The 22,005-nt window shown below is 62.6% G+C and carries 22 protein-coding genes; 6 read left to right on the top strand and 16 right to left on the bottom strand.

Features of this window, described 5'->3' with window-relative positions:
* Positions 1-187: 187 nt before the first annotated feature.
* The 3 genes from slmA to argB all read right to left on the bottom strand — a co-directional run bounded on the left by slmA (position 188) and on the right by argB (position 2,765).
* Entirely contained in the window at positions 188-871 is a 684-nt protein-coding gene (slmA, locus tag B0G71_RS18795; RefSeq protein WP_116143346.1) for a nucleoid occlusion factor SlmA, read from the bottom strand.
* Positions 838-1,641 carry a pyrimidine 5'-nucleotidase gene (locus B0G71_RS18790; protein ID WP_116118670.1) on the bottom strand — a complete coding sequence of 268 codons (804 nt, stop codon included), beginning with the start codon at positions 1,639-1,641 and terminating at the stop codon, positions 838-840. Before B0G71_RS18790 ends, slmA begins: the two co-directional genes overlap by 34 nt.
* 224 nt (positions 1,642-1,865) lie before the next feature.
* Positions 1,866-2,765, bottom strand: coding sequence for an acetylglutamate kinase (gene argB / locus B0G71_RS18785; RefSeq protein ID WP_007179687.1), 900 nt, complete (start codon positions 2,763-2,765; stop codon positions 1,866-1,868).
* Between the two features lie 263 nt (positions 2,766-3,028).
* Between argB and B0G71_RS18780 the strand changes: the two genes are divergently transcribed.
* Complete coding sequence (locus B0G71_RS18780) at positions 3,029-3,247, top strand: cysteine-rich CWC family protein (RefSeq protein WP_116143344.1); 219 nt, start codon at positions 3,029-3,031, stop codon at positions 3,245-3,247.
* 190 nt (positions 3,248-3,437) lie between these two features.
* Here the strand turns inward: B0G71_RS18780 and B0G71_RS18775 are convergent, their stop codons facing one another.
* Positions 3,438-5,075: a tetratricopeptide repeat protein gene (locus tag B0G71_RS18775; protein WP_116143342.1), complete on the bottom strand. Its 1,638-nt coding sequence runs from the start codon at positions 5,073-5,075 to the stop codon at positions 3,438-3,440.
* Between the two features lie 132 nt (positions 5,076-5,207).
* Between B0G71_RS18775 and B0G71_RS18770 the strand changes: the two genes are divergently transcribed.
* Together B0G71_RS18770 and B0G71_RS18765 are read left to right on the top strand one after the other, a co-directional pair.
* Positions 5,208-6,518 carry an ATP-binding protein gene (locus B0G71_RS18770; RefSeq protein WP_106283936.1) on the top strand — a complete coding sequence of 437 codons (1,311 nt, stop codon included), beginning with the start codon at positions 5,208-5,210 and terminating at the stop codon, positions 6,516-6,518.
* Positions 6,515-7,057, top strand: coding sequence for a response regulator transcription factor (locus B0G71_RS18765; protein ID WP_012431409.1), 543 nt, complete (start codon positions 6,515-6,517; stop codon positions 7,055-7,057). The genes B0G71_RS18770 and B0G71_RS18765 overlap by 4 nt, the downstream gene beginning before the upstream one ends.
* A gap of 139 nt (positions 7,058-7,196) precedes the next feature.
* Here B0G71_RS18765 and hslU read toward each other — a convergent pair whose 3' ends face one another.
* From hslU to B0G71_RS18720, 9 genes are all read right to left on the bottom strand, one after another.
* Complete coding sequence (gene hslU, locus B0G71_RS18760; RefSeq protein WP_116143340.1) at positions 7,197-8,543, bottom strand: ATP-dependent protease ATPase subunit HslU; 1,347 nt, start codon at positions 8,541-8,543, stop codon at positions 7,197-7,199.
* Between the two features lie 9 nt (positions 8,544-8,552).
* Positions 8,553-9,089: an ATP-dependent protease subunit HslV gene (gene hslV, locus B0G71_RS18755; RefSeq protein WP_106283934.1), complete on the bottom strand. Its 537-nt coding sequence runs from the start codon at positions 9,087-9,089 to the stop codon at positions 8,553-8,555.
* 477 nt (positions 9,090-9,566) lie between these two features.
* Positions 9,567-9,986 (bottom strand): RNA polymerase-binding protein DksA, encoded by a 420-nt coding sequence (gene dksA / locus B0G71_RS18750; protein ID WP_012431412.1) that lies wholly within the window; start codon positions 9,984-9,986, stop codon positions 9,567-9,569.
* Positions 9,987-10,663: 677 nt separating this feature from the next.
* The gene (locus B0G71_RS18745) at positions 10,664-11,752 is read right to left on the bottom strand and encodes a GTP-binding protein (protein ID WP_116143338.1); all 1,089 of its coding nucleotides are present in this window, start codon (positions 11,750-11,752) and stop codon (positions 10,664-10,666) included.
* Between the two features lie 202 nt (positions 11,753-11,954).
* The gene (locus B0G71_RS18740; RefSeq protein ID WP_116143336.1) at positions 11,955-13,157 is read right to left on the bottom strand and encodes a class I SAM-dependent rRNA methyltransferase; all 1,203 of its coding nucleotides are present in this window, start codon (positions 13,155-13,157) and stop codon (positions 11,955-11,957) included.
* A gap of 93 nt (positions 13,158-13,250) precedes the next feature.
* The gene (xerC, locus tag B0G71_RS18735) at positions 13,251-14,174 is read right to left on the bottom strand and encodes a tyrosine recombinase XerC (protein ID WP_116143334.1); all 924 of its coding nucleotides are present in this window, start codon (positions 14,172-14,174) and stop codon (positions 13,251-13,253) included.
* 39 nt (positions 14,175-14,213) lie between these two features.
* Positions 14,214-14,936 carry a DUF484 family protein gene (locus tag B0G71_RS18730; RefSeq protein ID WP_116143332.1) on the bottom strand — a complete coding sequence of 241 codons (723 nt, stop codon included), beginning with the start codon at positions 14,934-14,936 and terminating at the stop codon, positions 14,214-14,216.
* Positions 14,937-14,993: 57 nt separating this feature from the next.
* Positions 14,994-15,881, bottom strand: a complete 888-nt coding sequence (gene dapF, locus B0G71_RS18725; RefSeq protein ID WP_116143330.1) for a diaminopimelate epimerase — start codon at positions 15,879-15,881, stop codon at positions 14,994-14,996.
* Positions 15,882-15,975: 94 nt separating this feature from the next.
* Complete coding sequence (locus B0G71_RS18720) at positions 15,976-16,860, bottom strand: lipid A biosynthesis lauroyl acyltransferase (RefSeq protein ID WP_116143328.1); 885 nt, start codon at positions 16,858-16,860, stop codon at positions 15,976-15,978.
* 277 nt (positions 16,861-17,137) lie between these two features.
* Between B0G71_RS18720 and metK the strand changes: the two genes are divergently transcribed.
* Complete coding sequence (gene metK / locus B0G71_RS18715; RefSeq protein WP_116143326.1) at positions 17,138-18,328, top strand: methionine adenosyltransferase; 1,191 nt, start codon at positions 17,138-17,140, stop codon at positions 18,326-18,328.
* 186 nt (positions 18,329-18,514) lie between these two features.
* Here metK and B0G71_RS18710 read toward each other — a convergent pair whose 3' ends face one another.
* Positions 18,515-18,880 carry a hypothetical protein gene (locus B0G71_RS18710; protein ID WP_116143324.1) on the bottom strand — a complete coding sequence of 122 codons (366 nt, stop codon included), beginning with the start codon at positions 18,878-18,880 and terminating at the stop codon, positions 18,515-18,517.
* 460 nt (positions 18,881-19,340) lie between these two features.
* On the opposite strand from B0G71_RS18710, the gene B0G71_RS18700 reads away from it, so the two are divergent.
* On the top strand, positions 19,341-20,102 hold the full coding sequence (locus B0G71_RS18700; protein ID WP_116143320.1) for a phytanoyl-CoA dioxygenase family protein: 762 nt from the start codon (positions 19,341-19,343) through the stop codon (positions 20,100-20,102).
* Positions 20,103-20,182: 80 nt separating this feature from the next.
* Here B0G71_RS18700 and B0G71_RS18695 read toward each other — a convergent pair whose 3' ends face one another.
* Entirely contained in the window at positions 20,183-20,389 is a 207-nt protein-coding gene (locus B0G71_RS18695) for a DUF3185 family protein (RefSeq protein WP_116118683.1), read from the bottom strand.
* Positions 20,390-20,605: 216 nt separating this feature from the next.
* Here B0G71_RS18695 and mgrA point away from each other — a divergent pair, with 216 nt between their 5' ends.
* A complete protein-coding gene (mgrA, locus tag B0G71_RS18690) occupies positions 20,606-21,649 on the top strand; it encodes an L-glyceraldehyde 3-phosphate reductase (protein WP_106283922.1) in 1,044 nt (347 codons plus the stop codon).
* Between the two features lie 62 nt (positions 21,650-21,711).
* On the opposite strand, the gene B0G71_RS18685 is transcribed toward mgrA, so the two are convergent.
* Positions 21,712-21,897 carry a hypothetical protein gene (locus B0G71_RS18685; RefSeq protein WP_012431424.1) on the bottom strand — a complete coding sequence of 62 codons (186 nt, stop codon included), beginning with the start codon at positions 21,895-21,897 and terminating at the stop codon, positions 21,712-21,714.
* Positions 21,898-22,005: the final 108 nt, after the last annotated feature.

The raw sequence follows: 22,005 nt of genomic DNA, 5'->3' as shown, positions 1-22,005 counted from the left end.
GGCAGTTCGCGCGCCCGCAATCGAGTCAGCAAATCGGCGCGTATAAGCTTTTCAAGCAGGTGTTCAGGGTGTTGCGGACGGCGGTTCCGAATGAATCGGGGTCCCGCGGTCAGGCGCAAAGTATAGCGGAAATTTTCGTGCGGCAACGTCGCGGGCTCAGAGCGTGGCGCGACGCAAGCCGCGCGGACTACTGAAGAATCAGGAGCAGTTGCGCGTCGGCGTGGTCGGCGGGCGGTCGCGCGAAGCCGCTGCGCACATAGCGATGCCAGCGGCCGATGATATAGCTCAGCAGCAGACTCGCGCGGATCGCGGGATCGTAGCCGGCCGGCAGCGGGACGGCGCCCTCGCCCGAACTCGCCGCGGTGTTCGCTTCCATTTGTGCAAGCCGCAGGCATTGCTTCAACGACGCCTCGACGCGCTCCAGCATCTGATTGACGCGCTCGGTCAGCCGTTCATGCTCGCCGACCAGCGCCTCGCACGTCAGCACGCGCGTCATGCCGGGGTTCTTCGCGGGAAAGTTGAGCAGCATCAGCGCAATCGAACGCGCCTGCAGCACGCCGTTGCTTTCCTTGTCGACGATCTGATTGATCAGCCCGAAGATGGTCTGCTCGATGAACTCGATGAGCCCTTCGAACATTTGCGCCTTGCTGGCGAAATGACGATACAGCGCGGCTTCCGATACGCCGAGCCGGGCGGCGAGCGCCGCGGTGGTGATCTTTTCGCTCTTGGGCGCCTCCAGCATCGCGGCGAGCGTCTGCAGGATGTGCACGCGGCGCTCGCCCGGCTTCAGGCGCTGCGCGCGCGGGGCGGCGAGCGTGGTGGTCGGTTCGTGTTCGGTTAAGACTTCGTCAGGCTTGTCGATCGGCTGCATGGCTGTCGTCCCGTCTGCTGTCTCTTCAATCGAACCGAGCGGGTGCTCAGTCGTAGCGATTTTAACGAACGAATGCTTCTATCGACATAGTGTGGCCGGCCGGTGCCCGGCAGGCGAGTCGGTATGCCGTCCGCGTGCGGCTTGCGTGGCAGATGGCCGGTGATCCACACCGTGCGGATGCCGAGCCGCCGATAGTTTTTCAAGTGCGAACGCGTGTCTTCGACGAGGATCACGTCCTTTAGCGAAACGTGCGCGTCGCGCATGGCCTTGCGCAGCATCCCGTGGTCGGGCTTGGCGCGCCAGCGGCGGCGATCGCGCATATGTTCGATGGCGATCACCTGCTCGAACAGACGCTCGATTCGCAGTTCGGCGAGCACCGCGCGCGCGTAGGCTTCGGGCGCGTTCGTCAGCACGATCTTGCGGCCCGGCAGGGCAGCGACTAGGCGCGCGACGCCGCGTTCATGGCGGATCATCGAACCGAGATCGGGGAAGGTGTGCACGACCTTCAGGAAGTCGTTCGCGTCGAGCGGATGGTGGCGTGTCAGGCCCAGCAGCGTTGCGCCATAGCGTTGCGTGTAGCCGGTGCGCAGACGGTTTGCTTCGTCGATGTCCACCTGCAGCGCGTCGATGATGTACTGCGTCATCCCCTGATTGATCGCCGGAAAAATCGCGTGCGACGCGTGATGCAGCGTATTGTCGAGATCGAACAGCCAGACCGGACGGCCCCCTGCGATGTGCGGCCGACGGTTTCGGGAGGTGGGAGTGCGCATGGTGGAGGACGCCGTTCAGGCGCGAACAGTTGCCTCACGCGGCGAACGCGAACGGTTCACGGTGCGGGTGGCGAGCAAGGACGAGGTAGTGGGGTGGTGCTTTGTGGCGGCGCGCCGCTGCGAGCCGCCGAAAGTGTAGCGCGCGCCGGATGACTGCCCAGCGCAGCAGCACGGCACACAGGGCACGCCATGACGTGCCGCGTGTGCCGGATTTGAGGCAGGAATCAATGCGAACGGATCATTGTGCCGAACGGCTGTTCGGTGAGAATTTCCAGCAGCACCGAGTGCTCGATACGGCCGTCGATGATGTGCACCGAGCGCACGCCGCTCTTGGCCGCGTCCAGCGCCGACGAGATTTTCGGCAGCATGCCGCCGGAGATCGTGCCGTCGGCGAACAGGCCGTCGATTTCGCGCGCCGACAGATCGGTCAGCAGATTGCCTTCCTTATCCATCACGCCGGGGATGTTGGTCATCATGACGAGCTTTTCGGCGTTCAGCACCACCGCCAGCTTGCCCGCGACCAGATCCGCGTTGATGTTGTACGAGAGGCCGTCTTCGCCGAAGCCGATCGGCGAGATCACCGGAATGAACGCGTCATCTTGCAGCGCTTTCACGACCGCCGGATTGATCGCCTCGACTTCACCCACCTGGCCAATATCCACGTACTGACCAGGATTGTCGCGATCCGGCATCAGCATCTTGCGCGCGTGGATCAGGCCGCCGTCTTTGCCCGTCAGACCGACCGCGTGGCCACCGAAGTGGTTGATCAGCGTGACGATGTCCTGCTGCACTTCGCCGCCGAGCACCCATTCGACGACTTCCATCGTCTCTTCGTCGGTGACGCGCATGCCCTGGATGAACGTGCCCTGTTTGCCGATCTTTTTCAGCGCCTGGTCGATCTGCGGACCACCGCCGTGCACGATGACCGGATTGATGCCGACCAGCTTGAGCAGGATCACGTCGCGCGCGAAGCCTTGCTTGAGCCGCTCTTCGGTCATGGCGTTGCCGCCGTATTTGATGACCACGGTCTTACCGTGATACTGACGAATGTAGGGAAGCGCCTCGGCCAGGATTTCAGCCTTCAGGGTGGGCGCGATCTGCGAAAGGTCGGGAAGCTCGGACATGGCGGCAGGCTCAGGCACGGAACAGTTGAAACAGGGCGAATTGTACAGGACTGGCGCGCTGCAACAGGGTTTTCGATAGTTGCGCGGGCGGCGGGCGCCGTGGGCTTTGCGCACCGCGCAATCACGGCCCGCACGCCAACGGAAGACAAAGCGTACCGCGCCTCGGAGGTGCCCGTAAATTAGCCGAACGGACGACTCACGGTGGTTCGCCAGTCGTGGCATCATTTCCTGATCCCCGTTGCTGCGAGGGTGTCCAGGCTGTCATGAAACCGTCCGTTTCCCGTTCTGAAGGCCGCGCGCGCTGCCCGCGCTGCGGCAACGCGTTCGATTGCGCCATGCACGGCCAGCCATTCGACTGCTGGTGTCGCGAGATGCCGCCGTTGTCGGCAGACCGGCTCGATCCAACTGGGCGCTGTTTGTGTCCTGAATGTCTTGCGGCGGAGATTGCGCAGGCGGCTCAGGTGAGGCCCGGCGGCGTGTGATTGGCGGGGGAAGGCCGCGCGAGCCGGCGTAGCTTGGGGGAAAGCACAGTCAGTCCCCGGGGGTGTTGCTAGCTGGCGAGCGCGCCACTGGCCTACGGGCGCAGCGTCGCCGTCTTGCGAGAGCGCCACCGGCTCAGGGGTGCGCCACCGGCTCACGGTAGCGCGATCCGCCTACTTAAGCGCGGCGCGCTTATGCCGCCCGGCGGTGCTGAGCCGCAAGCGCACTCAGATCACGCGCGACGGCTTCCAGCGCCGGCTCCCACTGACCGAATTGCGGCTGCCGGTAAAGCGTGGCGCTCGGATACCACGGGCTGTCGCGGCGGTCGAGCAGCCAGACCCAATGCGGGTTGACGTCGAGCAGCACCCACGTGCGCTGGCCGATTGCGCCGCTCAGATGCGCCGCCGAGGTGCAAACCGTAATGACGAGATCGAGCGCGCCGACAAACGCGGCTGTATCGTCGAAGGTCGCGAATTCGGCGGTGTAGTCGGTCATCGGCAAGCCGGCCGCACGTGCCGCCGCCACGTCCGCGCCAGCGCCCGGCTGCAGCGAATAGAACGCCACGTCCTGCATGCCGCCGAAGTGAGCCGCATAGCGCTCCCAGCCGACACGCCGGAACGGATTGCGTTGATGGCCATGGCTGCCGGTCCACGTCAACCCGACTTTGAGCCGCGATTCCCCGGCCAGCCGCTCTTGCCACGAGTTGATGGCGCGCGGGTCCGCTTGCAGATAGGGCGCCGCCGGAATCGTTTCTTCGCGCGTGTCGAAAATCAGCGGCAGGCTCAGCAAAGGAACCTCGTAATCGAACGCCGGCAGCGATTCGACCCCGCCACCGGCTGAAAACTCGTCCGCATGAGCGCCGAGGCTGCGCGCGAGCAGCGCGCCCATCTGCGGAAATGAATTCCAGACGAGACGGCCGCCTTCGCGATGGACGCGCTCGGCCAGCATTGGAATGTAGCGGCAGAACTGCAACAGGTCGCCCATGCCTTGCTCGCCCCATACGAGCAATGTCTTTCCGGCAAGCGGTTCGCCGCGCCAAAGCGGCGCCGGCATTACCGGACGGTTGCCGCCCAATTCCGAAGAACCGTCCCAGCGCGCTTCATGCGATGCCCAACCGTGCGCATAATCGGCATGAACGAGCTGCAGCATGGAGAGATTGGAGCGCATGCTGGCGTCGTCGGGGGCTAGCGCGCAAGCGGTTTGGGCGGCTTGCGCCGCGTCGTCCCAACGTTGCGCTTCACGCAGCGTCAGCCCATAGTTGTTGTGCGCCAGCGGGCTATGCGGCGCGCATTGCACGGCCTTTGCGCCGGCTTCGAGCGCGCGCGGCAGGTCCATATTTATACGGTAAGCGTGCGTGAGATTGGTCCAGCCGTCGCCCTCATCGGGTTCATCGCGGACGGCATTTTCCAGCAGCGTGATCCGTTCGTTCAGGCTGCCGCCGGTGAACGTCAGCGCAGCGGCGAGATTGTTGCACAGGCGCGGCAAACGCGGATCGATTGTGAGTGCATGGCGATAGGGCGTGATGGCTTCGGCATGCCGGTTCGCCATCTGCAGCGCGTAGCCGAGGCGAAAGTGTGCAAGAGCGTTGCGCGGATCGAGTTGGGCAATAATGGCGGCGAGTTCGATTGCGTCGCCGGAGCGCTGTTGTTCGAGCAGCTTGGTCATGAGCGAACTGAGCGAGGCGTCGTCGAGCGGATGAATTCGCGCCGCAGCGTCGAGGCAGGCGGCTTCGGCCTGCGCCGTGCCGGTTTGCCGGGCTGCGGCGGCTTGTCGCAGAACAGTCAGGAAAGCTGAAGAGGCGTCGGCCTCGCTGTGGGGAGTCGGTAGCATGGATGAGTTGCGCGATGAAGGAGCCGAAGAAAGTTCGTTCCCGTTAAGCGCTATCGCAAAAATTCCATGTTACCGACGCAAGGCCGCGAGGTAAGTCGGACTAGTCCGAACAGGTAAATTAAAGTTAAAGTCATGCACCGAATCACCAACACTGGCCGCGTCAATCTCGGGCATCTGTTCTGGCTGCGCAGCCTTGCGATCATTGGCCAGTTGATGACGATTGCGTTCGTGCAGATTTTCATCGGCGTGCACTTGCCGCTGCCCGCCATGCTGCTGGTGATCGCGCTCGAAGTGATCTTCAACGGAATCACATGGTGGCGTGTCTCGCAGCAGCGCCCCGAATCCAACATGGAATTGTTCGGCCAGATCTGGGTCGATCTGGGCGCGTTGTCCGCGCTGCTGTTTCTCTCCGGCGGCACCACCAATCCATTCGTTTCGCTTTATCTGCCGTCGCTCGCCATCGCCGCGGCCGTGCTGCCGTGGCATCTGATGGCGTGGCTCGCGGCGTTCGCCGTGGCCTGTTACGCAGTCCTCGGTTTCGATTCCGTGCCGCTGAATCTCGACAATCCGGCGAACCTGTTCGACTACTACCGAGCCGGCATGTGGGTGAACTTCATGGTCAGCGTCGGCCTCATTGCATGGTTCGTTGCGCGCATGTCGCGAGCATTGCGGCTACGTGACGCAGCGCTCGGAGATGCGCAGCAGCGCTTGCTTCACGACGAACGCGCGGTCGCTCTGGGTGTGCAGGCCGCTACCGTCGCGCACGAAATCGGAACGCCGTTGTCTACAATTGCCATGTTGTCCGAAGAATTGCGAGATGCAGCGCGTTCAGATAAGGGACTTGCGCCTTATAGCGCCGATCTCGAATTGCTCGAACAGCAGATGACCCTGTGTACGTCGGCGCTTGCACGCTTGCGCAGCCGGGCATCGACAACTACCAACCGGCAGCAGGTCGGCGAGTGGCTCGAATCGTTTGCCGAGCAGTGGCGCTTGCGTCATCCGCATGTGAAGTTCGAGCGGGTTGGCGTGCCGCCGGCGGATGTCAGTCTTGACGATACGGTGGCCGTGAGTCAGATTCTCACGATTTTGCTCGACAACGCCGCGCGTGCAAGCCGCGATCACGTGACGCTGTCCTGCGCGCTGGGGGCGCGCGGCGACCAGATCGTCTTCGAAGTATGTGATGCGGGCCCCGGCATTCCGGCCGCGTTGCGCGGCTCGCTCGGAGCGATGCCGGTCGAGAGCACGCAAGGTGGGCACGGTGTGGGCCTCTATCTGGCTTTTTCGGCGGCGGCGCGTCTGAATGGGTCGATCGAGTTGACCGATGTCAGCGCTATCAAGCCGCGTGGCACGCGCGCGGTCCTTAAGCTGCCGCTCGCCGGACGCAAATTTTCTGGCAAAGGCCGTCTAGGCGCTGCGCCATCCAACACGGAGAAACAGGCATGAGCGATATGAATTTTCTGGTGATCGACGACGATGAGGTGTTCTCCGGCATCCTCGCTCGCGGGCTCACCCGGCGCGGCTACACGGTGAGCGAGGCGCACAACGCGGATGAGGCCATCAAGCTGGCAAATCAGCAGAAGTTCAGCCAGATCACGGTGGATCTGCATCTCGGCAACGACTCAGGTCTCACGCTCGTCGCACCGTTGCGCGATTTGCAGCCCGACGCGCGCATGCTGGTGCTGACGGGCTATGCGAGCATCGCTACCGCGGTGCAGGCGGTGAAAGACGGTGCCGATAATTACCTGGCCAAACCTGCCAACGTCGAGACGATTCTGTCGGCGCTGCAAAGTGAAGCGAGTGCGCTGCAAGCTGAAGAGGCGATCGAGCATCCCACGCCGTTGTCGGTGGCACGTCTGGAGTGGGAGCATATTCAACGCGTGCTCGCCGAGCACGGCGGCAATATTTCGGCTACCGCGCGCGCGTTGAACATGCATCGTCGCACGCTGCAGCGCAAGCTGGCGAAGCGGCCGGTCAAGCAATAAGGGCCTCGATTCAATTCAGCTTGCCTTAAGCCAATAAAAACGGGCTGCCAATCAAAGGCAGCCCGTTTTCTTATACGCCTTGTATCAGTTCCGCCTCAAGCCGTGAAAGCAACAGAACGAGGCAATCCCGGCAACGACATCACAGCACGTAGCGCGACAGATCCTCGTCTTCCGCCACTTCGTTCAGCGCGCGATCGACATAAGCCGCGTCGATCTGCACCGTCCGGCCTGAGTGATTGCCGGCCGCGAACGAGACTTCTTCGAGCAGCTTTTCGATCACCGTGTACAGACGCCGTGCGCCGATGTTCTCGGTCTTTTCGTTCACCGAGTACGCGATCTCGGCGAGGCGGCGGATGCCGTCGTCGGCGAATTCCAGTTGCACGTCTTCGGTGGCGAGCAATGCCTGGTATTGCTTGACGAGGCTCGCATCCGTGGAAACCAGGATCGATTCGAAGTCGTTCACCGAGAGCGAGTCCAGTTCGACGCGAATCGGAAAGCGGCCTTGCAATTCCGGAATCAGATCGCTCGGCTTGGCCAAATGGAATGCGCCGCTCGCAATGAACAGAATGTGATCGGTCTTCACCATGCCGTACTTGGTGTTGATCGTGGTGCCTTCGACCAGCGGCAGCAGATCGCGCTGCACGCCCTGACGCGAAACTTCACCGCCGCCGGCTTCGTTGCGCGAGGCGATTTTGTCGATTTCGTCGAGAAACACAATGCCGTTCTGCTCGACGTTCTGCACAGCTTTGGTTTTCACCTCTTCGTCGTTCAGCATCTTGCCGGCTTCTTCGTCGGTGAGAACCTTCAGCGCTTCTTTCACCTTCAGCTTGCGGCGCGTTTTCTTGCCGCCGCCGATGTTCGCGAACATCGAACGGATCTGCTCGGTCATGTCTTCCATGCCCGGCGGCCCCATGATGTCCATGCCGACTTGCGGCTGTTCCACGTCGAGCTCGATTTCCTTGTCGTCAAGCAAGCCTTCGCGCAGACGCTTGCGGAAGGTCTGGCGTGTCGTGCTGCCTTCGTCGACGGTATCAGCCGCGCTCGAACTCGCGCCGAAGCCGACGGGCCGCGCGCTCGGCAGCAGAATATCGAGGATGCGGTCTTCGGCCTGATCTTCGGCCTTGGTCCGCACTTTGCGCATTTCCGTTTCGCGCGTCTGCTTGACGGAAATTTCGATCAGGTCGCGCACGATGCTGTCCACGTCGCGGCCCACATAGCCGACCTCGGTGAACTTGGTTGCTTCGATCTTGATGAATGGCGCGTCGGCCAGTTTCGCCAGGCGGCGCGCAATTTCGGTCTTGCCGACGCCGGTCGGTCCGATCATCAGAATGTTCTTCGGCGTGATTTCCTGACGTAGCGGATCTTCAACCTGCTGACGGCGCCAGCGATTGCGCAGCGCCACCGCCACCGCTTTTTTCGCGCGGCCTTGGCCAATGATGTGTTTGTCGAGTTCCGAGACGATCTCGGCAGGGGTCATGGTGCTCATCGTGGGTCCTTACTCGATCGTCTCGATAACGCGGTTATGGTTCGTGTAGATGCACATGTCGCCCGCAATCTCCAGCGACTTCTCCACGATTTCACGGGGCGACAGGTCAGTGTTGTGAGCGAGCGCGGTCGCGGCGGCTTGCGCATAAGCGCCGCCGGAACCGATCGCGCAGATGCCGCCTTCCGGATCGAGCACGTCGCCGTTGCCGGTGATGACGAGCGTGGTCGTGGCGTCCGCGGTGATCAGCATGGCTTCGAGACGGCGCAGCATGCGGTCGGTGCGCCAGTCTTTGGCGAGTTCGACGGCGGCGCGCGTGAGATTGCCCTGATGCTTTTCCAGCTTCGCTTCGAAGCGGTCGAGCAGCGAGAAGGCGTCGGCCGTGCCGCCGGCGAAGCCGACCAGCACCTTGCCGTTATAGATGCGCCGGACTTTCTTCGCACCGCCTTTCATGACGATGTTGCCTAGCGTCACCTGGCCGTCGCCGCCGAGCGCGACTTTGTCGCCGCGGCGCACGGAGACGATCGTCGTGCCGTGAAATTGCTCCATATGCGTTCCTCTTTGCAAAACGGGTAGGACGCGGCAGCGCACTGCGCTACCGCATGAATCCTGAAAGCGGACGGCGCGCGACGCTAACAAACCAACCGGCCGGCGCGCGCTCGTGCAGCGCATGTCCGATTTATTTTAGGGCGTGCGCGGTCATATCAAGAGCCGGCAAATGGCATAAGACAAAAAACACGTGAATTGGTGCGGGGTGCGCGTCCGCGCGGCATCACGCGGCGCGGGGTCGGGATAGCATGAATCCCGCTCGCGGGCCGGCAAATGGCATAGGACAAATACAGATGAGTTCGGAAGCGAAAGCGGTGGTTACGCCGATAAGGAGGTGCCGAGGCAAGGTGGAAACCGTCTGCACCACAGCAATGCCTCAGAAATGCGTCACACAAAAGAAAAAGGCGCACGGCTCACCGTGCGCCTCTCGACGAAGCAGCGTTTCAGGGCGCGGAGCCGAAGCCGCGCCGCAAGCGTTCAGTCGCCGAACAGCTTCTGGCGCAGTTCGCGGCGCTCCTGCGCTTCGAGCGACAGGGTGGCCGTGGGCCGTGCGAGCAGACGCGGGATGCCGATCGGCTCACCGGTTTCTTCGCACCAGCCGTAGTCGCCCGAGTCGATGCGCGCGATGGATTGCTGCACCTTCTTCAGCAGTTTGCGCTCGCGGTCGCGCGTGCGCAGTTCGAGCGCATGCTCTTCCTCGATCGTTGCGCGGTCGGCCGGGTCCGGCACGATGACCGTTTCGCGCAGGTTCTCGGTCGTCTGGCCGGCATTGCGGAGAATATCCGCCTGCAGTTGTTCGAGCTTGTTCTTGAAGAAGGCGAGCTGATCCTCATTCATGTAATCCTTGTCGCTCATCTTCAGGATTTCGGCTTCGGTCAAGAGTCGTTTCGTCGTCATCTGGCTTACTTCTTCAATGTGAGGCAAAACTCTTACATAGTGCCCGCACTTTCGTATTGCCCGCAAATGCGCCTAGAAGACGCTGAGCACCAAGGCGGGCACGGACGGTGGACTGTCGTGACGCCGAAGCGCCTGGCGCCCACACGCCGGGCGTCGCAACGCTAATGCGGGGCCGAACTCCTCTGGAAACCGATTCTCAAATGCTCCTGAGGCATTGCTTGCCGACAGCGCGCCTTTTCAGGCGCTGCCAGCCGGCATTGTCGGCGTATCGTCCGGATAAGATTTTCCGGCGCCTTTCAGGCCCGTCGCGGGATACGCGCTGACCGGGCAATTCGTTGTCATTCTCCAGTGGGCACGTATTGTAACTGAACCACAATCTAGCGCCGCAAGTGGTGAAAATCCCCGTACGGCACCCCGATATCCCGAAAATATAACGCGCGCACGACCAAAAAGCGATGGTCGTGCACGCTTTAATACAGCAGGGTTTTCACGCGCTTTTCATACGCGCGACTTTTCAGTGAGCTTTCGGCCGTCGTTAAGGCGGATTCAGCAGATGATTTGGCCGGCGCGCGCTTTGCGCATATTTACATTCACGCATTAGCACGGCGCGTGCCGCGTCGCACGGCGCTCGGTCTGAATAAACGGCAAGCCCCGGGCAAGCCGGGGCTTCGCATTTCCTAGGCGAGGCAGGCGTCCAGTCCGTCGGTGATCAGGTCTTGCGGCAGTTCGATGCCGATAAACACCATCTTGTTGGTCTTCTTCTCAATGGGCTGCCATTTGGCGGCCAGATCGCTGCCCATCATCTGATGCACACCCTGGAACACCACCTTGCGATCGACGCCCTTCATATAGAGCACGCCCTTGTAGCGCAGCAGGCGCTCGCCATAAATCTGCAGAATGCCGCCAAGAAAGTCTTCCAGCTTGTTCGGATCGAACGGTCGGTCGCTGCGGTAGACGAATGATTTGATCTTGTCGTCATGGTGCGCATGATGGTGATGCGCGTGATCGTGGCCTTCGTGATCGCATTTGCCGTGGTCGTGATCGCAGTTGGCGTGATCGTCATGGGTGTGGCCGTGCTCGTCATGCGCGTGAGCGTGGCTGTGCGCATGCTCGTCTTCCACGAGGAAGTCCGGATCGATCTCGAGCTTCGAATTCAGGTTGAACCCGCGCAGGTCGAAGATTTCCTTGATGTCCGCTTCGCCGAAATTGACCACCTTGATGGCCGCGCGCGGGTTCATATGCAGCAGGCGGTGGCGGAGATCGGCCAATTGGCTTTCATCGACCAGATCCGACTTCGTGATGAACAGGCGGTCGGCGAAACCGACCTGGCGCTGTACGACTTCGTGTTCGTCCAACTGGTGGTTCGCGTGCTTCGCGTCGACCAGGGTGATGATCGCGTCCAGCAGGAATTCATTGGCGATCTGGTCGTCCATGAAGAACGTCTGCGCAACCGGGCCCGGATTGGCGAGGCCGGTGGTTTCGATCACGACGCGGTCGAAATCCAGCTTGCCTGATTGCTTCTGCGCCGCCAGATCGCCCAGCACGCGCGACAGGTCGCCGCGAATCGTGCAGCAGATGCAGCCGTTGCTCATCTGGATGATCTGCTCGCCCGTGTCCTGCACAAGGATTTCGTTGTCGATGTTCTCTTCGCCGAACTCGTTCTCGATCACGGCGATCTTCATGCCGTGCTTTTCATTCAGGATGCGCTTGAGCAGGGTGGTTTTGCCGCTGCCGAGAAAGCCGGTCAGGATGGTGACTGGGATCATGTGGGTCGCCTGTATGGTCGTGTAACGGTGCGTAATCAGGTGAATAAACGAATGCGTGTGCCGGGCGCGCAGCCGGGTGGCGCGCTGCCCTGTCCAGGCGGTTATTGAAACATATCTGTCAAGGCGACGCTGGCGGACCCTGGTCCGCGTCCGCTGTCGCCCAAGCATCCAGCGCCGGAAACATCCCTGAAACTATGGGCGATCAGGCGATTTGCAACAGCAGGCCCTTCAGGTATTCGCCTTCGGGGAATGCAGTGAGCAATGGGTGATCCACCCCGGCGCCGAGCCGCTTGAGAATGCGGGCGTCCACGCGCGCGTCGGCGGCCGCGCCGGAGACGATCTTCTGGAAAAGCTCGGCGTCGATCGCGCCGGAGCACGAATAGGTGAAGAGCAGGCCGCCCGGGCGCAGCAGCTTCAGGCCGGTCAGGTTGATGTCCTTGTAAGCGCGCGCCGCACGGTCCACATGCTCGCGCGACGGCGCGAATTTCGGCGGATCGAGCACGATCAGGTCGAAGCGCTCGCCTTCGTCGTGAAGGCGGCGAAGCGTTTTGAACGCGTCGGCGTCGAGCCAGGTGGCGCGCTCGGCGTCGAAGCCGTTGGCTGCGACGTTCTGTTGGGCGATCGCCAGTGCGTCGCCCGACGAATCGATCGACACCACGCGTTTGGCGCCGCCTTTCAGCGCCGCCAGCGAGAAGCCGCCGGTATAGCAGAAGCAGTTCAGCACCTCGCGATCCTGCGCGAGCTGCTGCACGAGCAGGCGGTTGTCGCGCTGATCGACGTAAAAGCCAGTCTTGTGGCCGTTGCGCACGTCGACGTGATAGCGCACGCCGTTTTCGCTCGCGATCAACGCTTCCGACGGCGCTTCGCCCGCCAGCACGCCGGTGATCTGCTCAAGTCCTTCCTTCTGACGAATCGACACGTCCGAGCGTTCGTAGACGTTCGTGCAGCCGGTCGCGCCGGTCAGCGCCGCAACGATCGCTTCCTTCCACGCCTCCACGCCTGCCGCCATGAACTGACAGACGAGTTGGCTGCGCTGGCCTTCGTCCTCGGCGATGTAGTGATCGACGATCAAGCCCGGCAGCCCGTCCGCTTCGCCGAAAATCAGCCGCACCGCGCCGGTGTCGTGGACCATCGTCTGACGGTGCGCGAGCGCGCGCTGCACGCGGCGCTTGAAGAACGCGTGATCGATCGGCTCGCTTTCGTCGAAGCTCCACACGCGAGCGCGGATCTGCGAATGCGGGCTGTACGCCGCACGCGCGAGGAAACGGCCGTCGTGCGCGCGCACCAGCACGGTGGCGCCGGGCGCGGGATTGCCGTCGATCCGGTCAATCGCGTTGGCATAAACCCACGGATGGCGCCGCAGCAGCGACTTTTCTTTCGACGGTTTGAGCGTAACGGTATTCATCAGGGTGTCAGAGAGAGCAATGGGCCGCGCGGCACGGCGCACGCAGCAGGTAAGGCGGAGGCGGAGACCGTACGCCGCGAATCGACCGCGGAATCAGTCGCGTTTTTTGGCGCGCGGGTGCGCCTGATCGTAGACGTGCGCGAGATGCTGGAAATCGAGCGCGGTGTAGACCTGTGTCGCGGTGATGCTCGCGTGGCCGAGCAACTCCTGCACGGCGCGCAGATCGCCGCTCGACTGCAGCACGTGCGTGGCGAACGAATGCCGCAGCACGTGCGGATGCACATTGGCGGGAATGCCGGCGACCAGCGCCGCGCGCTTCACACGCTCGCGCACGACGTTCGGCGACAGGCGATTGCCGCGCGCCGAGAGAAACAGCGGATGCGGATCGTGCTTCACCATCTGATCGCGGACGGCGAGCCAGGCAATCAAGGCTTCCAGCGCCTTGCTGCCGACCGGCACAACGCGGCGCCGGTTGCCCTTGCCGAGCACTTCGACTTCAGCGGAATCGAGCTTGAGCCAGCCGGCCGAGCGATAGCCGTCGGCATCGGCAAAACGGGCGTCGAGCCCGACCAGTTCCGCGAGTCGCAGGCCGGACGAGTAGAACAGTTCGAGCATGGCGTGATCGCGCAAACCTTCGGGCGATGCGGCGGGCGGACTTTCCATCAGGCGCGTGGCGTCGTCGACGGATAGCGCTTTGGGCAGCGGTTTGGCCTGCTTCGGCGCGCGCACGGTCGCGACCGGATTGGCCGGCAGATCGACGCGGCCGGCGAACCAGCGGTAAAACGCGCGCCACGCCGACAGCCGGTGGCTAATCGAGCGCGCCGTCAGGCCGCCTGCATGCGCCCGCGAAACGGCGCCGCGAATGTCCACGGCTGTGAGGCTTTCGAGCGGCCGGCCTTTGGCCAACTGCCTGAGTTCTTCCAGTTCGTGGGCGTAGCCGCGCAGCGTATGCGCCGAGAGCCGCCGCTCGTGTTCGAGATTCGACAGATAGGCGGCGATCGGGTCGGCGGCGGTCACGGTGGGTTTTCGAGCGGCTGGCGCGGAGCTGAGTGCGGCTCAGCGCGGCAGCAGACGGCTCAGCGCCGCACTGGCCAGCGCGCTGATCTGCGTGAGGAAATCAGTGGCCATGCCGTCGTGGAAGCGGCGCGCGTCTGCCGAACCCATCACCAGCAGGCCGAATGTCGGCGCTTCTTCCTTGCCTTCCGGATCGCGCAGCGCAAGCAGCGCGATCGATTCGGTTGCGTGCGCCGGCTCGGGCGCCGCGTGGCCGGCCGAGCCCTCGTCGCTTACCGTGGTCACGGAGGGCACCAGCCACTGCGCCGCCTCGAAGCCGGTATTCGCGCCGCAATACGGCGTGGTCAGGCTGTTAGCGAAAATGCGCACTTCTTCGCCGACATGGCGCGCGAAGTCGGCCTGGGCATACGGTTCGGCCACATCCCACACGCGCAGCGCGGCTTGCGGCACGTCGAAGATGTCGCGCAAACCGGTGGCGATCGTGCGCGGCAGCGCATACGGATCGCGCTCGGCCATCACGCGAATGGTCCAGCGGTTGAATTTCGACGCGATGCTGTCGTTCTCGTGGCCGTAGCGCAGGAGTTCGGCGAGGCGGCGTTCAAGGTGCTTGTTCTTGTCGCGCAGCATTTCCATCTGCCGTTCCTGCAGCGACACCGCGGCTTTGCCGTGCGGATTCGCGAGGCGGATCGTCGCGAGCATTTCCGCGTGTTCGGCGAAGAATTCAGGATTGGCCAGCAGGTATTCGGCGACTTCGCGATCGTTCATGGTTTCGGCTAGAGGACTACGGGGCGACGCCGTAGGGCGGCGCATCGGTCAATGAGTTTAAGCGGCCTGTGTATCGGCTAATGAATCGGCCAGTTCGATTTCGCCTTCGAAGACGGTCGCGGCGGGGCCGGCCATCAGCAACGGCTGGTCGGCTTGCGCGGCGTCCCACGTGATGGTCAGTTTGCCGCCGTGTGTGTGCACGAGCACCGGTGCGTCCAGCAGCCCGCGCCGGATGCCGGCCGCGACGGCCGCGCACGCGCCCGTGCCGCACGCCAGCGTTTCACCCGCGCCGCGTTCGTACACGCGCAGCTTGATCTCACTGCGCCCGACGATCTGCATGAAGCCCGCGTTCACCCGCTGCGGAAAACGGGCATGACGTTCGATCACCGGGCCTTCGACCAGCACGGGGAACGCTTCCACGTCGTCGATTACTTGCACGGCGTGCGGATTGCCCATCGATACCACCGAAATCCAGCGTGTCGTGCCGTTCACGTCGAGCGGCCAGAGCGTGTCCGCGCCTTCGCGGCGGCCTTCCAAGCCTTTCGTGGCGAACGGCACGCGTTCCGGGTCGAACACGGGCGTGCCCATGTCGACCAGCACTTCGCCGTTTTCCTGCATGGTCAGCGTGATGGTGCCCTTTTGCACCTGCACGCGCACGCTGCGTTGATCGGTGAGGCCCCTGTCGCGCACGAACTTGACGAAGCAGCGCGCGCCGTTGCCGCAATGCTCGACCTCGCCGCCGTCGCAATTGAAGATGCGATACCTGAAATCGACGCCGGCCACCGTGGGCTTCTCGACCAGCAGCAACTGGTCGGCGCCCACGCCGAAATGCCGGTCCGCGAGCGCGCGCACCTGCGCCGGCGTCAGGTTGACCGGTTGGGTGTAGCCGTCGAGCACGACGAAGTCATTGCCCGCGCCGTGCATTTTGGTGAATTTCAGTTTCATCACGCTATTGTAAGTGACCCGCCCACAGGTGGACCCGAACGCCGCGTTATTTCCATGTTCGGACGCTTGCTTCACACACCGCGGAGGCGGTCGCTCAATACACGCTCGGTTGACCCGGCGGCCGGGTCTTGAAGCGCTTGTGGACCCAGTAATACTGCTCGGGCATCAACGGAATCTGCTCTTCCAGGAAAGCATTCATGCGACGGGCGTCGGCGTCGTCGTCGCCGGTCGGATAGTTCTCCCACGGCTTGAACACCTTGAGACGGTAGCCTTTGTAATTCGGCAGCACCTCGCCGATGAACGGCACGACCTGCGCGTGGCCGACCTTGGCGAGACGTCCCACTGCGGTCAATGTACAGGTCGGCACGCCGAAGAACGGCACGAAGGTGGAATTACGCGCGCCGTAGTCCATGTCGGCGCCGAGCATGACCGGCTTGCGCTCGCGCAGCCAGCGCAGCACGACGCGCGCGCTGTCTGCGCGGCTCGCCATATCCGCGCCGAAACGCGCGCGCGCCGCTTTGGCGACTTCTTCCAGCTCCGGGTTCGACATCGGCTGATAGAGCGAGCCGCATTGGCGCTTGAGCGAATAGTTGAGAAAGATCGAACCGGCCTCGATACCCACGAAGTGAAAGCCGAGAAACAGCGTGGGCGGCAGATTCGGATCCGTCAGATCGATCGCGCTGTCGAGCTGGATCAGCTTTTCGAGCTTCTTCGCCGAGCCGAACCACTGCACGCTGCGCTCGAGGTAGCTGCGAATCGCGTGGCGGAAATGCTTCTGCGCGACGTCATCGCGACGCTCGTCGCTCCACTCGGGAAAGCACAACTTCAGGTTGATATGGACAATGCGTTTGCGCCGGCTCGGGATCTGATAGAGCAGCCAGCCGAGTCCGTCGCCAATGCGAGCGGTGAGACCATAAGGCAACAGTGCAAACAGTTTCAGCAGCGCGATCGCGAGTTTGGCGCCATAGCGGCTCAGCATGCCGCCCCCTGAAAAAAGGCGCGGCACAGGACGGGCTTCAGAAAAGCGGAAAAGTTGACGTAATACCGCACTCTTGGACACTCTGTGACAATCATAAGAAGTCGCTATAATAAGGGCTTCGCCGAGTTAATAGACAACTTGCGGGGCGAAGCCGGTGGCTGCAATCCACGTGATTTGCGCCGCCTGGTCAGGTAATCCGCTAAAGCGTCGCCGCTTCAAGGCTCCCGAAGCTGGCTACGTGAAACTCAACCGTAACCACACAACAGGAGTCTGCAACGTGGCAAACGACTATCTCTTCACTTCCGAATCCGTTTCCGAAGGCCATCCCGACAAAGTCGCGGATCAGATTTCGGACGCCATTCTCGACGCCATTCTCGCTCAGGACAAATACTCGCGTGTCGCCGCGGAAACGCTGTGCAATACGGGTCTCGTCGTGCTGGCGGGTGAAATCACCACGACCGCTAACGTCGATTACATCCAGGTCGCGCGCAACACGATCAAGCGCATCGGCTACGACAATACCGACTACGGCATCGACTACCGCGGCTGCGCGGTGCTCGTCGCGTACGACAAGCAATCGCCGGACATCGCGCAAGGCGTGGACCGCGCGCACGACAACAACCTCGATCAAGGCGCGGGCGACCAGGGCCTGATGTTCGGTTACGCGTGTGAAGAAACGCCGGAACTGATGCCGCTGCCAATCCACCTGTCGCACCGTCTGGTGGAGCGTCAGGCGAATCTGCGCCGTGACGGCCGTCTGCCGTGGCTGCGTCCGGACGCGAAGTCGCAAGTCACTGTGCGTTATGTCGACGGCAAGCCGCATGCGATCGACACCGTGGTGCTGTCCACCCAGCATTCGCCGGATATCGATCTGGGCACGCTGCGCGAAGCCGTGATCGAAGAAGTCATCAAGCCGACCCTGCCGGCCGATCTCATCAAGGGCGACATCAAGTTCCTCGTGAACCCCACGGGTCGTTTCGTGATTGGCGGTCCGCAAGGCGATTGCGGTTTGACCGGCCGCAAGATCATCGTCGATACATACGGCGGTGCCGCACCGCACGGCGGCGGCGCGTTCTCGGGCAAGGATCCGTCCAAGGTCGACCGTTCGGCGGCTTATGCCGGCCGTTATGTCGCGAAGAACATCGTGGCCGCAGGCCTCGCTTCGCGCTGCCTGATTCAGGTGTCGTACGCGATCGGCGTCGCCCAGCCGACCTCGGTGATGGTGAACACGTTCGGTACGGGCCGCGTGTCGGACGCGACCATCACGCGTCTCGTGCAGGAGCATTTCGATCTGCGTCCGAAGGGCATCATTCAGATGCTCGACCTGCTGCGCCCGATCTACGAGAAGAGCGCGGCCTACGGTCACTTCGGCCGTGAAGAGCCGGAATTCACGTGGGAATCCACGGACAAGGCATTGGCGCTCGCCGAAGCCGCCGGTACGGAACCGGTTGCCGCGCTGGCCGAATAAGCGCGAGCCGTCCGTTTCGGAAAAAAACCCCGCTGGCGTGAGCCAGGCGGGGTTTTTTCATTTTGCGTCGGTTGCTTTGCTGCGCAGTCGACTGGCAGCTTCAACGGCTGCGACGTGTTCTTGCATCAGCGCAGCCGTTGCAGCCGCGCCGGTCCAGAAACAAACGTGCTGCGTTCCGTAATCGGCTTAACGGCTCGCAAACGCGAACGCGAACCAGCCGGTGCTGCCATTCGTCGACATGCGACGCGGACGACGGCTCGTGTTCTGTGGCACGGCGGCAGGGGCACGTGGCGCGGTGAGGCGCAGCGGCGTCGGTTTGCGCAGCAGTGTGCGCAGCGAAAAACGGCGCGAGCCGCCTTGCACACGCAAGGCGGAGAAGAACGTGTTGAACCAGGTGCGAATGCCGTCGACGGCTCTGGCATCGCGCCATTGTTCGCCGAGCGCGCGGGTGCGGGTGGCGTGATGGCGCAGCGCGCGCACGACATGGCGGCGCGCGGGACGCGCTGCTTTCAGTGCGGCGCGGGTAAGACGGGTGCTCAGGAGAGTATGCATGGCTTCACAAATAGGCAACGTGTCGCGCGACGGAATGTGCGCCAAGAGGAGCACCAAATGTGCCAATGGCGGTGTCGCGATGGACGGCGCGAAAGCCTGGAATTCGACGGAAAAGTGCACGGTGTACGGCGGAGTCGGCCTCGGCGGCCTGTACGCGGCGCGGAAGTGCGGAAATAACGATCAACATGCAGCGCAGGTTACACGCGATTCGTGACGTCATAAAGTCCGTTTTTACCCTGCGAATACGGGTTTTTACGGGGTAGATCGCGATTTGCGGCAGTGGGATCGCGCCCTTTGCGGTCAATTTTCGTGCGTGCTTGCCCACTCGAAGTGCCGCAACATCGAGCCTAGCGCATGAAAGTAGTGCGTAAGGTGCGGTTTCTCGCGGGCGAAACGGCACACCTTGGGATCGCGCCCGCTTTACAATCTTGCATCGGCTTGTCGACAGTAACGGAACACCATGTCACTTCATTCCAAGAAAGAGCAGATTCAGACGTTGCGGGAGCAGGGTTTTGTCGTGGTGCCCGGATTGGTGCCGCCCGAGCGTTGCGATGAATTCAGGCAGATTGCGCAGCGTCAGTTGCAGGAAGCGGCCGCGCCGATCGAGTTCGAAGCGGATCTGCAGTATCCGGGCGCGCCGACCTCCAAACACGCGCCCGGCGGCCATACGGTGCGGCGGCTGCTGGATGCGTATGGCCGTCATCCGAGTTTCGCGCAATGGGCGACCGCGCCGGAGATTCGCGGCTGGATGGAACTGTATTTCGGCGAGGAGCCGCGTCTGTCACGCGCGCACCATAACTGCATGATGACCAAGCATCCGGCGTATGGCAGCTTGACCGGCTGGCATCGCGACGTAAGGTATTGGTCGTTCGAGCGGGACGATCTGGTATCGGTGTGGCTGGCGGTCGGCTCGGAGACGGTGGATAACGGCGCGCTGTGGCTAGTGCCGAAGTCCCACAACGCCACGTTCACTTCCGACCGGTTCGATCAGGCCAAATTTTTCCGCTCCGATCTGGAAGAGAATCAGGAGTGGATTCGCGCAGCGGTGTCGCCTGAACTCAAGCCAGGCGACGTGGTGTTTTTCCACTGCAATACATTGCATTCAGCCGGCAAGAACATCAGCGATCAAGTGAAGTTTTCGCTGGTGTACACCTATCACGGCGTGAGCAACGTGCCGTTGCCGGGAACCCGTTCGGCTGCGAAGCCCGAGGTGGCGTTTTAGGCTTTCCCGACTTGTCGTGGTGGCGCTTCGGGACCAGATACCCGGAGCCCGAAGCACCTCGCCGCGCATCGCGCACGCCGTTAGCGCCGCCGCCCCGACAAAGCCATTCCCGTCAGGCCGGCGATCGTAGCCACGACGCCGCCCACGATCAGCATGATCGCCTTGTTGGACGGCGAACCGGTAAAGACGCGCGAGACGTCGCTGCTCACCGAATTGAACGCCTGCCCGCCGAAATACAGCAGCACGATACCGCCGACAATCAACGCGATGGAAATCGCTTTCGTCATCTATCTCTCCCCTGAGCTTGAGTCGGGCAAAGTGTAGGGGAGCCGCAGGCGATCGTCCATCCCGCATACTGGGTGTCTGCATGCATCACGTCGATTCGCTACCATAGCGGTCTGGCTGCATCCCCCACCTACAAAAATAAAGCAGCACGCCTCCCGCAGCATGCAATTGCCCATGCCCGCACATGTCGGGCGCCTTCACCATCAAGGACACTAGCAATGGCTTACGAAGCAGCTTCAGAACGCTATTCGGATATGCAGTACCGCGTCTGCGGTAAGTCGGGTCTCAAACTGCCTGCGCTGTCGCTCGGTCTGTGGCACAACTTCGGCGACACCACGCCGATTTCCACGCAGCGCGACATCCTGCGCACAGCCTTCGACCTCGGCATCACGCACTTCGACCTCGCCAACAATTACGGGCCGCCGTACGGCAGCGCCGAAACCAATTTCGGCCGACTCTTCAAGGACGACTTCAAGCCGTATCGCGACGAACTGCTGATTTCGTCGAAGGCCGGTTGGGACATGTGGCCGGGTCCGTACGGTCAAGGCGGCGGCTCGCGCAAATATGTACTCGCGAGTCTCGATCAGAGCCTGGCGCGCATGGGTCTCGACTACGTCGATATTTTCTATTCGCATCGTTTCGATGCCGACACGCCGCTCGAAGAAACCGCGGGTGCGCTGGCGAGCGCGGTGCAGCAGGGCAAGGCGCTATACATCGGGATCTCGTCGTACTCGGCAACCAAAACGCTCGAAATGGCGAAGCTGCTCGCTGAGTACAAGGTGCCGCTGCTGATCCATCAGCCCGCGTACAACATGCTCAATCGCTGGATCGAGCACGGATTGCTGGATACGCTGGAGAATGTCGGCGCGGGCGCCATCGCGTTCACACCGCTGGCTCAAGGTCTGCTCACCGGCAAGTACCTGAACGGCGTGCCGGACGACGCGCGCGTCAACAAGCCGGGCGGCGGTTCGTTAAAGCAGGAGCACTTGAGCGCGCAGAATATCGACCACGTGCGCAAGCTCAACGACATCGCGCAACGCCGCGGACAGAGCCTGGCGCAGATGGCGCTCGCGTGGGCGCTGCGCGATCCGCGCGTGACGTCCGTGCTGATTGGCGCGAGCCGTGCGGAGCAGGTGCGTGAGAACGTCGGTGCGCTGAAGAATCTCGCGTTCTCGAAGGACGAACTGGCCGAGATCGATCGCTACGCGACCGAAGGCGGCATCAACCTGTGGGAAAAGCCGTCGACGGATCAGGCGATCTGATCCCCGCGCCTCGGCCGTTCACACCGCAGCAAGAGCAAAGCCGCCGTCGGGGCGGCTTTTTTCTAGACGAGCGCCGGCAAACCTTCGACCAGCACCACGGCGAACATCACGCCGATCAGCGCGCCAAGCACGCGCAACGCGTTGTGCCGGAATTCCGTCTTGCACGGAAGTGCACCGACAAACAAGGCCCCGGCCAACGCCATCGGAATGACCAGGATGAAATCGCCGATCGTGAAGTAGGTCGTCATTCTCGTCTCCTTATATATTCCGGCTAAGGCGGCGGCTCGATTTATGGAGTCATGCACCGCCCACGCCCGATTTGAGTATAGGAGACAAGTCGGGTCGATATGGCGGCG

This window comes from Paraburkholderia sp. BL27I4N3 (assembly GCF_003386115.1).
Lineage (GTDB): Bacteria > Pseudomonadota > Gammaproteobacteria > Burkholderiales > Burkholderiaceae > Paraburkholderia.
The sequence above is the reverse complement of the archived record's forward strand: the minus strand, read 5'-3'. Positions and strand labels throughout refer to the sequence as shown.